The 13,789-nt window shown below is 43.9% G+C and carries 16 protein-coding genes; 9 read left to right on the plus strand and 7 right to left on the minus strand.

What is annotated here, in order from left to right; genetic code table 11:
* Positions 1-199: 199 nt before the first annotated feature.
* Positions 200-1,843 carry a malate dehydrogenase (quinone) gene (gene mqo, locus HH682_RS01545; protein ID WP_214235591.1) on the plus strand — a complete coding sequence of 548 codons (1,644 nt, stop codon included), beginning with the start codon at positions 200-202 and terminating at the stop codon, positions 1,841-1,843.
* 51 nt (positions 1,844-1,894) lie between these two features.
* On the opposite strand, the gene HH682_RS01550 is transcribed toward mqo, so the two are convergent.
* On the minus strand, positions 1,895-3,163 hold the full coding sequence (locus tag HH682_RS01550) for an MFS transporter (RefSeq protein WP_214235593.1): 1,269 nt from the start codon (positions 3,161-3,163) through the stop codon (positions 1,895-1,897).
* Between the two features lie 122 nt (positions 3,164-3,285).
* Here HH682_RS01550 and HH682_RS01555 point away from each other — a divergent pair, with 122 nt between their 5' ends.
* Entirely contained in the window at positions 3,286-4,743 is a 1,458-nt protein-coding gene (locus HH682_RS01555) for a catalase (RefSeq protein ID WP_214235596.1), read from the plus strand.
* Between the two features lie 223 nt (positions 4,744-4,966).
* Here HH682_RS01555 and HH682_RS01560 read toward each other — a convergent pair whose 3' ends face one another.
* The 5 genes from HH682_RS01560 to HH682_RS15675 all read right to left on the minus strand — a co-directional run bounded on the left by HH682_RS01560 (position 4,967) and on the right by HH682_RS15675 (position 6,423).
* On the minus strand, positions 4,967-5,239 hold the full coding sequence (locus HH682_RS01560; protein ID WP_420826175.1) for an IS1 family transposase: 273 nt from the start codon (positions 5,237-5,239) through the stop codon (positions 4,967-4,969).
* Positions 5,240-5,421: 182 nt separating this feature from the next.
* On the minus strand, positions 5,422-5,679 hold the full coding sequence (locus HH682_RS01565; protein WP_214235598.1) for a lysozyme inhibitor LprI family protein: 258 nt from the start codon (positions 5,677-5,679) through the stop codon (positions 5,422-5,424).
* The gene (locus tag HH682_RS01570; protein ID WP_214235600.1) at positions 5,676-5,825 is read right to left on the minus strand and encodes a hypothetical protein; all 150 of its coding nucleotides are present in this window, start codon (positions 5,823-5,825) and stop codon (positions 5,676-5,678) included. The genes HH682_RS01565 and HH682_RS01570 overlap by 4 nt, the downstream gene beginning before the upstream one ends.
* Entirely contained in the window at positions 5,822-6,100 is a 279-nt protein-coding gene (locus tag HH682_RS15670) for a lysozyme family protein (RefSeq protein ID WP_250318500.1), read from the minus strand. The genes HH682_RS01570 and HH682_RS15670 overlap by 4 nt, the downstream gene beginning before the upstream one ends.
* A gap of 95 nt (positions 6,101-6,195) precedes the next feature.
* On the minus strand, positions 6,196-6,423 hold the full coding sequence (locus HH682_RS15675; protein WP_250318501.1) for a lysozyme family protein: 228 nt from the start codon (positions 6,421-6,423) through the stop codon (positions 6,196-6,198).
* A 431-nt stretch (positions 6,424-6,854) separates the two neighbouring features.
* Here HH682_RS15675 and eptA point away from each other — a divergent pair, with 431 nt between their 5' ends.
* From eptA to pmrB, 3 genes are read left to right on the plus strand one after another with little or no spacing between them, the layout of a single operon-like run.
* On the plus strand, positions 6,855-8,486 hold the full coding sequence (gene eptA, locus HH682_RS01580) for a phosphoethanolamine transferase EptA (protein ID WP_214235601.1): 1,632 nt from the start codon (positions 6,855-6,857) through the stop codon (positions 8,484-8,486).
* The gene (pmrA, locus tag HH682_RS01585; protein WP_214235603.1) at positions 8,483-9,151 is read left to right on the plus strand and encodes a two-component system response regulator PmrA; all 669 of its coding nucleotides are present in this window, start codon (positions 8,483-8,485) and stop codon (positions 9,149-9,151) included. Before eptA ends, pmrA begins: the two co-directional genes overlap by 4 nt.
* Positions 9,148-10,245: a two-component system sensor histidine kinase PmrB gene (pmrB, locus tag HH682_RS01590; protein ID WP_338049291.1), complete on the plus strand. Its 1,098-nt coding sequence runs from the start codon at positions 9,148-9,150 to the stop codon at positions 10,243-10,245. The genes pmrA and pmrB overlap by 4 nt, the downstream gene beginning before the upstream one ends.
* Positions 10,246-10,247: 2 nt before the next feature.
* Here the strand turns inward: pmrB and HH682_RS01595 are convergent, their stop codons facing one another.
* Positions 10,248-10,781 carry a methylated-DNA--[protein]-cysteine S-methyltransferase gene (locus tag HH682_RS01595; protein WP_214235605.1) on the minus strand — a complete coding sequence of 178 codons (534 nt, stop codon included), beginning with the start codon at positions 10,779-10,781 and terminating at the stop codon, positions 10,248-10,250.
* Between the two features lie 384 nt (positions 10,782-11,165).
* Here HH682_RS01595 and HH682_RS01600 point away from each other — a divergent pair, with 384 nt between their 5' ends.
* From HH682_RS01600 to HH682_RS01615, 4 genes are all read left to right on the plus strand, one after another.
* Entirely contained in the window at positions 11,166-11,561 is a 396-nt protein-coding gene (locus HH682_RS01600; protein WP_214235607.1) for a VOC family protein, read from the plus strand.
* Between the two features lie 181 nt (positions 11,562-11,742).
* Complete coding sequence (locus tag HH682_RS01605; RefSeq protein WP_214235609.1) at positions 11,743-12,222, plus strand: NADPH-dependent FMN reductase; 480 nt, start codon at positions 11,743-11,745, stop codon at positions 12,220-12,222.
* Positions 12,223-12,295: 73 nt separating this feature from the next.
* Positions 12,296-13,000: a hypothetical protein gene (locus HH682_RS01610; protein WP_214235611.1), complete on the plus strand. Its 705-nt coding sequence runs from the start codon at positions 12,296-12,298 to the stop codon at positions 12,998-13,000.
* Positions 12,997-13,428 (plus strand): hypothetical protein, encoded by a 432-nt coding sequence (locus tag HH682_RS01615; protein ID WP_214235613.1) that lies wholly within the window; start codon positions 12,997-12,999, stop codon positions 13,426-13,428. Before HH682_RS01610 ends, HH682_RS01615 begins: the two co-directional genes overlap by 4 nt.
* Positions 13,429-13,789: the final 361 nt, after the last annotated feature.

Below are 13,789 nucleotides of genomic sequence, written 5' to 3' on the forward strand. Positions count from 1 at the left end.
TTCACTTAATCGGCGTATTTTATCAATGACTATTACCAGCAATATCGTGCGTAATTGAAGAATAACATCACGATAAGTAATGATATCTTATCGAATTCAGCAAGGTTGTTTTGAAAATATTGATTAATTGTTATTAACAATTATGAATAAATTGTTTAAAATTGATCACACTTTTTGTTGGATTTTATCAGGGCTAGTTATGCAACACATTAAAAAAACAGTATTCAGTTTATCTCTGATCGCCGCATCACTTTTCACTCAAACAGCGCAAGCGCGTACCGAAAACACCGATGTTTTACTGATCGGTGGCGGCATCATGAGTGCCTCATTGGGTACATGGTTACATGAGCTTCAACCAGAGTGGAAACAGACTATGGTTGAACGTTTAGATGGCGTAGCTGAAGAATCTTCCAATGGCTGGAATAACGCGGGAACAGGCCATTCCGCTAATATGGAACTTAATTACACTCCTCAGCGCGAAGATGGGTCGATTGATATTTCAAAAGCTATCGAGATCAATGAAGCCTTTATGATTTCCCGTCAATTTTGGGCATCACAGGTACAACTAGGCACGTTACAACAACCGCGCAGCTTTATTAATTCTACTCCACATATGAGTTTTGTTTGGGGCGATAAGAATGTTGATTATTTAACACGTCGCTATGCTGCCTTACAAAAGAGCCCATTATTCCAAGGGATGCAGTTCTCCACGGACCAACAACAGATTAAAAAATGGGCGCCTTTAATTATTGACGGCCGTGATCCCGCGCAGAAAGTTGCTGCGACTTGGACGCCATTAGGCACTGATGTAAACTATGGCGAAATTACACGCCAGTTAGTCAGTACACTCCAAAAAAAACCTGAATTTACCTTAGAACTTTCTACGCAAGTGACAGAATTTACGCGTCAAGACGATAACTCTTGGTTAGTCACCGTCGAAAACCGTACCACAGGTGAAAAACACAGTATCCATGCTAAATACGTTTTCATCGGTGCAGGGGGTGCGTCGCTGAAACTATTGCAAAAAACCGGTATTCCAGAAGCAGAGAACTACGGTGGATTCCCAGTCGGTGGATCATTCTTGGTGACAGAGAATCCTGCCATCACGGCTCAGCACACTGCGAAAGTTTATGGGCAAGCGTCCGTGGGTGCACCGCCGATGTCTGTTCCTCATCTCGATACGCGCTATTTAGACGGTAAAAAAGTGGTACTTTTTGGACCCTTCGCTACCTTCTCGACTAAATACCTGAAAAATGGTTCCCTCTTGGATCTGTTCAGTGCAACCACGACTCATAATGTCATACCAATGGCTCATGTCGGCGTGGATAACTTTGATTTGGTGAAGTATTTGATTGGTCAGGTAATGTTATCTGATGAAGATCGTTTTAATGCCCTGAAAGAGTACTTCCCAGAGGCTAAACAAGCTGATTGGAAGCTGTGGCAAGCGGGTCAACGTGTGCAGATCGTTAAGAAAGATGCTGATAAAGGTGGCGTCTTGAAATTAGGCACCGAAATTGTTACCGACCAGCAGAAGACCATTGCCGCATTACTCGGTGCTTCACCGGGTGCGTCAACCGCCGCCCCGATCATGTTAAACGTGATTGAGAAATTGTTCCCGCAACAGGTGAAAACCCCACAATGGCAAGCACGTATCAAACAAGTGGTGCCAAGTTACGGTCAGAAACTGAACAGTGATCCGGCATTAGCTCAGCAAGTGTGGGATCATACTGCTGAGGTTTTACAGTTAACGCCACCACCCCGTATTGAGATGACTGCTCCTACGGCAGCAAATCAAGCGCCTGTTTCCTCGACTTCTACGCCAAATCGAGATATGGCACTGTAAGTATTATCCCCTTCAGTCGACTGACTGAAGGGGTATTTGTTACTCTGAAGGCTATGTCAATTGCTGACGCTGACGCAAACTAGGGAAAAGTTTCATCCATATCGCAACAACGACTAACGTCCCTACTCCTCCGACCACCGCTGCGGGGACCGTTCCTAACATGCTCGCCAGTACGCCTGTTTCAAATTCACCAAACTGATTTGAGGTATTAATAAAGATTGAGTTGACCGCATTAACTCTGCCACGCATTGCATCCGGGGTATCAAGCTGAACCATCGCCCCTCTAATCACCATACTCACCATGTCAAAACCGCCTAAGGCCACTAGCGCGAGAAGCGATAACACTAGATTGTGAGACAGCGCAAATACCAAGGTCGCTACCCCGAAACCCGCTACACAGCCAAACATGATCAACCCGGTGTGGCGAGTCAATACACGACGACTGATCCAGATCCCTGTCAGTAAGGCACCGACAGAAGGTGCTGCGCGAAGCGCACCGAGCCCCCAAGGCCCAGTATGTAAAATATCTTGGGCAAAGATAGGTAATAAAGCCGTCACGCCACCCAGTAATACCGCAAAAAGATCTAACGAAATGACCCCTAAAATATCTTTACGTTCAAAGATAAAGTGCAATCCTGCAAACAGATTTTTCATCGTCATGGGCAGGCGGGTTAACGCGACTGGAGGATAGTGAACGGTGGCAATCATGAGCAACGCAACGAAATAACAGATTGCCGCAACCCCATAAGCCGCCTCGGGTGAGTACAGGTACAGCAACCCGCCGATCATCGGACCCGCGATAACCATGGCCTCACGGAAAACTTGGTTAGTCGCCATCGCCTTGGAAAGTAGTTCAGCAGGCAGCAGTGCGGGCAGTAGTGAAGTGTTTGCGGGGCCCTCCACCGCTTTAGCAATCCAGAATAATGCGACCAGTCCCAATAAAGCCGGGGTGGATAACCACGAGAAAAAAGGTAAAGCAATCAGCCCAGCTACAGCGAGAAATTCGATAACTTGCCCTGTAACGATTAATGTCTTTCTATTGTATTGATCGGCAAGGTGCCCCGCCGGCAATGCCAGTAATATCGAGGGTAAAAATTGCATCAGTCCAATCATCCCCAGCATAAATGCACTGTGGGTCATGGCGTAGATTTGCCAGCTAACCGCTAATGAGACAATTTGAAAACCGAGTGATGAACAGGTCTGTGCGATAAGGTAGTGCCGAAAGCCACGGTGACTAAAAGGTGATAATGAGGAGGCTACGGGGTTCACGACTTGGCTCCAAGCTAAGCATACTGATAATAAGGACGATAAGCATAGCATGATCTCTCCATGACTGACGAAAACCGACTTCTCTCACTCACGAAAAAAAAATGTCTCATTACTAAATCTTTGTCTACGCTTAGTAAGGAGCAATGTAAAAAATAAAAATCATGAGGACAGTGATGAGCGATCAAAAAAGAAACATAACAACCACTGATGCCGGCATTCCCGTTGCCAGCGATGAGCATTCTTTAACAGTCGGCCCTGACGGTCCGATTGTCCTTCACGACCATTACCTTATCGAGCAAATGGCAAATTTCAACCGCGAACGTATTCCAGAGCGGCAGCCCCATGCCAAGGGCAGCGGTGCGTTTGGTCATTTCGAAGTCACTGACGATGTTAGCCAATATACGAAAGCAGCCCTATTTCAGCCGGGCGTAAAAACAGAAGTGTTAATGCGTTTTTCCACCGTTGCCGGTGAACGCGGCAGCCCTGATACCTGGCGTGACCCACGCGGGTTTTCAATCAAATTCTATACGACCGAAGGTAACTACGACATGGTCGGCAACAATACGCCGGTCTTCTTTGTGCGTGACCCAATGAAGTTCCAACATTTTATCCGTTCGCAGAAGCGTCGTGCAGACAACAACCTGCGTGATAATGATATGCAATGGGACTTCTGGACGTTATCCCCTGAATCCGCCCACCAAGTTACGTGGTTAATGAGCGATCGTGGTATCCCTAAAAGCTGGCGTCATATGAACGGTTACTCCAGCCATACCTATATGTGGGTGAATGCCGAAGGGGAGAAATTCTGGGTTAAATACCATTTCAAAACCGACCAAGGCGTTGAATGCTTAACCCAAGACGAAGCAGACAAATTAGCCGGCGCTGACGGTGATTTCCATGTACGTGACCTTTATAACGCGATTTCTGAAGGCAAGAATCCAAGCTGGACGCTGTATATGCAGATTATGCCGTTCGCAGACGCCGATAATTACCGTTTTAATCCCTTCGATTTGACTAAAGTGTGGCCACACAAAGATTACCCACTGATTAAAGTTGGTAAGTTAACGCTGGATCAGAACCCTACCGACAACCATGCTCAAATCGAGCAAGCGGCATTTGAACCTAACAACTTAGTGCCTGGCATCGGACTTAGCCCAGATAAGATGTTAATGGGCCGTATTTTTGCTTATGCGGATGCACACCGTGCGCGTTTAGGGGTCAACTATAAGCAGATTCCTGTCAATAGCCCGCGCTGTCCGGTCAACAGCTATAGCAAAGATGGTGCAATGCGCATCCAACCCGTCAGTGATCCGGTTTACGCGCCGAACAGCAAGGGTGGCCCGGCAGCAGACGGTGAACGTTATCCTACCGACTCCACGTGGGCTGCTAAGGGTGAACAATTACGTGCGCCCTATTCTTTGCATGCTGAAGATGACGATTATGGTCAGGCAAATGCCCTGGTTAATCAGGTTCTTGATGATGCAGGACGTGATCGCTTAGTCAATAATGTGGCAGGTCATCTGTTGAATGGCGTAAAAGAGCCGGTGCTCTCCCGTGCCTTCGATTACTGGCGCGCAATTGATCAAACCCTTGGCGACCGTATCGCAGAGAAAGTTAAGTCATCACAATAAGACTATTAGGCCTCCTCATGGAGTATAGAGTAAAAAGTATGTACAGTTACTTATGAGTGAGTGACAACCCTTTACTAATAATACTCCTTGAGAAATTTCAAATCGTACACACTATGTATAGTACTGTGTACGCTTTGCTAGCCTTGAAAGCTTAGCTAAATGATGGCATCACTGCGTAAAACCATCGCCCAGCCAAAAGAATATTTAACTATTCACATAAAATTTAAGATGCTGTCTCCAATGAGTAGAACATATATTTTGCGATGAAAGCCCCGATGACTTTTTCGTGGATTTCGACCAAGCGTGGAAAACAGAAGGTTCTGTGCGCCAACCACTTGATTCGAGTACGCAGGCTCAGGTTGTCACATTCAATCAGGTGTATGAATATCTTACCCGTTAAATGCTTCTCCTTCGGTACTTCTCGGGGTTTGAGGCCAGTAGTGTAAAAAAATACGTTAAGGATATAACTTTCTGTATTGGTTAAAAGATCAAGAATAACGTGGACAATTATGACGGAGCTTTTGAAGAAGCTATAAATGATCTCGCCCGCCGATTCAGTACGTTGCTCTCGGTCACAGGTGTATGTATTGTTGCTTTTCTATTAAAATAGCCGGGATGTCAGAGGAATTCATTAGAATTCTTATTTAATATCATACACACACTAAAAGGTACGTAATTTTAAATTTTATTTTCTTTATAATATTTTATTCTTTTAGTGTAATTATTAATTAAGCATGAGTGGTAAGTATCGTTAAAGCCATAACTTCCTTTTTCGAATACAAGTGCTTCTGCAAGGCATTCTTTTTTGACGTAAAGATCCCAGTTTGCTTTTGCTTCTTTTGCTAAAGAGTTTATCTTTTTTATGTTTTCTGGCCTTTCTTTATTGTTTTTTATTGAATCTAAGTAAATCTTATATTTTTTGTTGTACTCTTTCATTTTTTTTCAGAAAAATCGATCATGCAAGATATAACCTCATCCGTATGGGCTATGTTCATGCAAGGTGTTTCTTCATTTTCAGTAGTTGCTTTAGCTTGTAGTATTAATAAACTAAGTAGAAAAGAAAATACTTTAATCACTTTCATATTGCTATACCTTCTAGATGCTTTATCCTCTGCCTTGCTTTCTCATCTCTTAGTAAAGTCGGGTTATTTTTTATTAAATTAATTATTTCTTCTTTTTTATTCTTGCCAAAATCAGGAACCATTCTGTATGTTAACACTCCTTGATATTTCATGTCAGTAAAAACATCCTTTATTTCTTTTTGTAATTTACCCCAAGAAACAGAATTATGGTTTTTATATTTATTATAAAATTTTATTGTGTCAGAAACATATTCTTTATAAACTAATTCAAACAACCTTAGCTGTTGTATTTCTGTTATTTCACCTATGGGTTCTCTTTTTTCTTTTATAAAATCACTTGCACCGCAATAGCTTTTTTTTGACCCTTCTGCTATTTTTTTGCTTTTACAGTTGGTATTCCAGCTAAAGTGAGGTGGTGTATTATTTGTGTTTCTGATCTTTCCTTCATATCGTAACCGCGCCCAATGGTTACACCTGATCCATATTGATTACACCGAGATTCAATTCCAGGCCAATGTATTTTTCTAGAATAATAACGACTGCCTGATATGTTGTTGCCTTCTGCCCTGAACGTCAGAATTCCTTCTCTTGGTTCCATTTACTATCTCCTTTTTTGTATACTTATCCATTCATGCTTATAGCAGATTTTTTTATTTTCACAATGACCTTCTTTATACCATTTTTTCCTAAGCAAGAAATTTGGAGCTATTTTCTGGTAGGAAAACCTGCTATGTGTGGCTTAGCAACTAAAAACGAGCTGAGGGTTTCTGAGGAGATGTACGCACCAGATGTTATGGTAAATACCGGCGATCGACAGGTATAAGAGCCACTCAAAATCAGACAAAAAATAGTGAATTTTTGATATCAGGGGCTTCTATCCCGCCCTATTTAGCTTTGCAGTTATAGTCACTGGCTTCTGAAATGGCTGAATCCCAGCAAACATCTGGGAGCGCGTCGCACCAGACTTAAGATTATCTTAAGGTCGGTCAGAGATAATCCATTATTCGATGATTAGTCCGGACTTATGTTATGAAAAATTGGTTAATGACGCGCTTAACGCACCCCGTATTGAATGCGCTGACGGCAGCAGCAATCACGCTGTGTTTAAATATTCCTTTTTTTGAGCAGGCTTATAATCTTGTTCACCCAGACAAAAGTCATACATGGCTATTCTTGCTGAGTATGCCGTGGGTCTCTTTCTTTGTGCTGTTCAGCATACTGATGGTGGCAGAAGTGGTGTGGCTAGCTTTCCCTGTCGCGATTCTGTTTATTCTGCTCGCGAGTAGCGCCCAGTATTTTATCAGTAGTTACCGTATTATCGTCGATAGAACGATGGTCGCGAATATGGCGAACACCACTGCGGCAGAGAGTTTCGCGTTAGTCACCCCTCAGATGATCGGCTACTTTATCCTGACCGCAGTTATTCCGATTATTGTGCTGTTTGTCGCACGACGTTTGACACGCCAGTCCACTCTACAACGTATAAGTTATGCGTTGATAACCTTGTTAATTTCCTGTGCCGGGACTTATCTGATTTCGAACAGTTTCTATAAAGATTACGCCTCACTTTTTCGTAATAATCGGGAATTGATCACCTATTTAAGCCCATCAAACAGTATCGCTGCCGCACTTTCTTGGTATAAACACGAGCGTACCGCTAATCTACCGCTAATCCGCTTTGGTGAGGATGCTCACCAAGCAGCAGCCCATCTAGGGGGTAAACCGACCTTGACGATATTGATTGTCGGTGAGACAACACGTGCGCAAGATGTAGGATTAGGCGGCTATCAACGACAAACTACGCCTTTATTGGCCAAAGATGATGTGGTCTATTATCCCAACACCTTATCATGTGGTACATCGACGGCAGTTTCTGTCCCCTGCATGTTTTCGGGAATGGGTCATGACCACTATAACGACAAGCTGGCCAATCATCGTGAAGGATTGCTCGATATTGTGCAACGTGCTGGCATCAACGTACTGTGGCGTGAAAACGACGGTGGCTGTAAAGGCGCATGCTCACGGGTTCCTACCGAAGAGATGACCTCACAAAACCTATCGGGTATGTGTATTGACGGTGAGTGCTACGACCATGTCCTGTTCCATCACTTACAAGGCTATATAGATAAACAAACCGGCAATACCTTAATTGTTTTACATACTATTGGTAGCCATGGCCCGACCTACAACCATCGTTACCCTGATGCCTTTAAATATTATACCCCAACCTGTGATACGAATGAGGTGCAGCACTGTTCTACAGAACAGCTCGTCAATACGTATGATAATACCATCCGCTATATGGATGCGATGGTCGATCAAGGTATTCAGCTGCTACAAGCAAATTCACAGCGCTTTACCACTAGTTTGGTCTATCTTTCCGATCACGGTGAGTCTTTAGGTGAAGATGGCGTTTACTTACACGGGCTTCCCTATATGATTGCACCGATTCAACAGAAACATGTCCCCCTGTTAATTTGGCTTTCCGAAGACTACCAGCAACGCTATGCTATTGATAAAAAATGTATGATTGATCAGGCAAAGCTTATGCAAACGTCACAAGATAATTTATTCCCCACGGTATTAGGGTTATTCGGCGTTCAAACACGAGAATATCAACCCCAACTCGACTTACTGACGCACTGTCGAGGAAGACAGTGAGAGTATTAATTATTGAAGACGATCCCCTGCTACAGCAGGGGATCCTGCTGGCGATGCAGGGTGAAAATTATCTGTGTGATGCCGTCAATGGGATTAAGCTTGCTGAGCAATTTCTGCAATCCTCGACTTATAGCCTGATAATGCTCGACCTTGGCTTACCGGATGGCGACGGTTTAACCTTATTAAAAAATTTACGCCGACAAAAAATCGCGACACCTATTATCGTGCTGACTGCCCGAGATACCTTGGAGGATCGCGTGGTGGGCCTCGACAGCGGTGCTGACGATTATTTGGTGAAACCTTTCGCATTAGAAGAGCTATTGGCCAGAAGCCGAGCGTTAATCCGCCGCTATCACCAACAATCGGATAATCTATTACAAATTGATGACTTAACCATTGATATTGGCCGTCGCCAAGTCTTCTTAAATCAACAGCACCTTGAGCTAACCCCTAAGGAGTACGCTATTTTGTTGCGTTTGATGTTAAAAGCGAATCAACCGGTACATCGCGATGTGTTGTACAGCGATATTTATAGTTGGGATAATGAACCCTCCACTAACTCTTTGGAAGTTCATATCCACAATCTGCGGGATAAAGTCGGGAAACAACGTATCCAAACGTTACGTGGCTTTGGTTACTCCATCATGGCTCAGAAAACATCGTGAAACGAACGCTGCATGCTTTTTCCCCCACCACCTTGCGCTGGAAGCTAATGCTGACAGTTGGGGCAATTATTGTTGTTTGCCAAGCTATCAGTATTCTCTGGTTATGGCATGAGAGCCGTGAACAGGTGACGATCTTGGTACAAAGCGCGATTAATCATCATGATCGTCACAGGCATTATGAAAAAGAGGTGCATGAGGCTGTGGCGAGTTTAGCCGTACCCTCTTTACTGATTATCATTGCTTGCTTGGTGCTCTGTTTTAATGCCATCAGGCGTGTGACTAAGCCCTTGGCTGATCTGAGTGATGCTCTTGCACAACGCTCAGAGGATAATCTCGCCCCCTTATCTGCCATCAGTGAGTACACCGAGATTAGCGCAGTCGTCGAGGCGATCAATACCATGATGGCGAGGTTGACCGTGACATTAGAGCGAGAACGACTATTTACCGCCGACGTTGCACACGAATTACGGACACCGTTAGCAGGTTTGCGTCTACATTTACAGTTAATAGAGAAAAAACATCAACTTAATCTGGGTGACTTGCTGTCTCGGCTCGATCAAATGACAGTCAGTGTCTCACAGCTGTTAAAGCTTGCTCGCGTCGGTCAATCTTTTGCTGCCGGAAGTTATCAATATTTCGGCCTTGTGGCCGCCGTGATCACCCCGATGATGCCAGAATTTGAACGGCAGTTGGCGCAGCGTCAGCAATCGTTAAGGGTCCAACTTCCTTCAAGCCCCTTACCACTGCGCGGCGATATTACGTTATTGCAAATGGTCATCCAAAATCTACTCCAGAATGCACACCGATACAGCCCACCTTACTCAGACATCACCCTTCGGGTCTCTGCGAAAAATGAGGTGATTTGTGTTGAGATCGATGATCAAGGTCCCGGAATTGATCTGAAAAAAGCCACTGAACTGAGTAAGGCGTTTGTGCGTATGGATCGCCGCTATGAGGGGATTGGTTTAGGACTTAATATCGTGCAACGTATCTGCCAATTACATCGCAGCCAATTCACCCTAACTAACCTACACCCCACTGGGTGCCGTGCCACGGTACTGATCCCTCAACAGCAATTTTATCACGACGAGTGAGGCTACTGCCCTTTTTCACGGGCTAAGAGCGCCTCTTTACGTGCAATGCCCCAACGATAGCCTGAAAGTTGACCATCGCGTTTAATGACGCGATGACAAGGGATTACGACGGCGAGTCGATTCGCCGCACAGGCTTGTGCAACGGCACGTACGGCCTTTGGAGAGCCGAGCTGTTCAGCGATATCACTGTAACTGGCGGTCGATCCTAGCGGGATTTGGCGTAACGCCCGCCAAACACGCTCTTGGAAGACGGTACCTTGAATATCCAATGGCAAACGCCACGTCGAAAGCGGTTGCTCAATGTATCCGATCACTTCGGCGACGAGTTGTTCATAGTGCGAATCGTCACCCATTAAGATGGCGTGGGGAAATTGCTGCAGCAGTTGATTGATCAGCGACACTGGCTTCTCGCCTAAGTAAATCGCACAGACGCCTTTTTCACTTTGTGCCACGAGCACTATGCCGATACTGCACTGTCCCAGCGCGAAATAAATAGTGATACCTTGAGCCCCTCGTCGAGAATTTTTTGGCGTCATCCCAAGTCGTTGTGACGCACTTGTGCGGTGACATTATAGTACGATAAAAACCATCTAAGTTTGATATTTTTTATCCGGCAACTTGGCTTTACTGAATAAATCAGCCTTATGAAGATCGCCGCTGTAGATGACTAAGCGTATAATGAAAAAAAAGTTTTATTGAAATCATTAATCCATACTCTCACCGCATAGCTTTACAGTCTAATAATAAGTTATTTTTCGTTCACTGTTTTTGATGACGTTATCGGGCAATGTTTTCTCAATTTTACTCTCAAATCACGTTCAAATCAGCCGCTACTCAGTTGGGTGCATAACGATTTATAGGTTTATTATTCATCTAAGATGGGTTTATATGAAATACATAATGAAAATATGAGGAATGTTATGGAACCACAACAGATAAGAATAGCTCGCCCTGTGACATCTCTTAGCCAAAGCTGTGAGATGTATTGTTATGGTCTTGGTTTAAAAAAAATTGCGGAGTTTATAGATCACGCCGGTTTTAATGGATGCATGTTAGGAATGGAAGATGTCAGTTGGCATTTGGAATTTACTCAATGCGACTTTCACCCAATTAAACCCTCTCCAACACCAGATGATTTACTGGTTTTATATTTTCCTGATAAGGAATGTTGGGGCGTGATTTGTCAATGCATGGATGATGCAGGATTCATTAGAGTTAAATCATTTAATCCTTACTGGGATAGTAAGGGGGTTACTTTTGCAGACAAGGATGGCTACAGAGTTGTAATACAAAACATGCATTGGGGTAGCCTCTGAACCTTCGCTTTAGCAAGGCTTATGTTAAATGAGCTGATGATTTTTTGTTTGCTCATGAAAAGGGATAAGATGAAATTACTGGAGTAAGCGGATATTAAGATATGCAATCTACAAAATTTAATGTGCTGGCAGTTTCAGGAAGTTTAAGAAAGCATCCTTGAAACGCCTTTTTCTAGAGTCTATGAAATTACTTAAGCCGGACAGTGTTGAGTTTCTGATCCAAGATGGGCTGGATCAGCTTCCATTCTTTAATCCTGATTTTGAAGACAAACCAGATGTGGAAGTTTCACGTTGGCGTAAGAGCTTAAATGATGCGAATTTTGTTATATTTGCTAGTCCAGAATATGCCCATGGTATTACAGGTGTTATAAAAAACGCCTTGGACTGGATAGTATCAAGTGGCGAATTGTTAGGTAAGCCAATATCTTTACCAAACTTATCTCCCCGCGCCAGTATTGCTCATGCACAACTAGCTGAAATATTGATGGTTATGGGAGGGGAGATAACTGAATCTTTTAGCCCCAAGGCCTCGCTGAATGAGCCTTATGTCATACCGTGTAACACCGCTAATTCGTTATGTAATATTCCTGAAATTAACCGTAGGATTAGTGAATTATGGGCTCAAATAGAAAAAGAGATGATAACTACGCCAGGGAGTTAACTTTGTTCACGTAAAAGAGATGTTATGGTAAATTTGATGCAGACAGAACGAACACACGGAAATGATATTCAGGATGAGTACAAGAAGTGAAATTATTGATGGTGCTCAAGCACCTTATAAAAATAAAGGCCTTGTTTATACAGAAGTGCTGGGCTGGGTAGATCTGGGGCACGCTCAAGGGAAAGATATTCGAGAACTTCTAGCACTGATAGCTCAGGGCGAAGCATCAGGGAAAGAATGTTATGATGTCCGGTATTCACAGGGGATGTCAGGATTGTTAGGTCAGGTGCGAACGGGAAAAGTCATGATTTGGCGAATTCGTCGAGGGAGGCCTTACTGGGAGCAGAAGAGCATTGCGCTGGCGATGATGATGACTATGGCTCGCAAATTTGAGGCGTTTCAGGGTTCTTTTCCTAACAACTTGGTGACTGGCAGCGGTTTTAGTGGCGAAGACCTGGTGTCAGATTTACTGGGATTTTACCGCGTCGTATCGGTTCAGAATCCGTTCAGTATGCTGCGGCCTGTCAGCAAAGAAGAGGCGCTAAAGCGCTGGGATCACTATGGGAAAATTGGTAGCTGGAAGAATGAGACGTTCCAGCCGCTCTTATTTCCTGATCCGGACAAAAACCCCCATGCCCGGCCATACAAAGGGATACTTCCCCCATTCATGAGAACCGTTGTTCCCTATAACGATTTTCTGTCGGGTAATGTGATACTTCCAAGACATGACAAAACCTTCGTTATTCTGGGTAAAGGGAATGGCAGGATGGGGCTGTGAGAAAATTTATAACCATATTTTCTGTTGTATTGCTGTTTGTTGGTGTGGCACTGACATTGGGCTGGCCATATCTGGAGGTGGGATTTGCCAGCAGTGCTAACTATACCGAAAGAGACAAGCGGGAATACGACTACTACACACCTGAATTGCTAAAAAGAATGCCTCGCATATCTGATAACTATGAATTCAGTTATAGCAATATCAGCGGCCCACAGGCTTTTGTATACGGTATTCAATTTAATGGAACAAACGATACCAGTAGAATTCGTGAATACCTGATATCCGAAGGGTATGAAAAGCAAAAGCAGTGCCAAACTGAAGCCGAATGTTGGATATCTCCACATAGTAAAGACGTAGTGTCATTTTATAGTTTGCCAAAATCAGACTTTGTTGAGGTAGAAATTTATCGGCGTGAGCATGCAGATTAAATCTGTATCTTGAGACAATAAAAAGGATCTTCTTGAGATCCTTCTGGAAGAGTCGTAGTCTCTTGCCCTGTAAACGAAAAAACCACCTTGTGAAGTGACCCCCGATAGTTGGACAACCTATTATCGGGGGTTCTTTATGGCAAAATATAGCCGTGAGTTAAAAATTTCATCGCTAACCGCTATCTATTCGGTGAGTCTTAATGCTTACTTTCAAAAGAGTATTCGATAGCCTCCCGCCAAATCCGTTATTGGGCTCAAGTCGTTAGGCTTCACGGTGATAATGCTTTCGTCCCACTCCCTCACCTGCGCCCTGCCACAGCACGATTTGAAACACTAAAACTTATGTCGACAAACTAACTTA

The organism is Rosenbergiella gaditana (genome assembly GCF_018494065.1).
Lineage (GTDB): Bacteria > Pseudomonadota > Gammaproteobacteria > Enterobacterales > Enterobacteriaceae > Rosenbergiella > Rosenbergiella gaditana.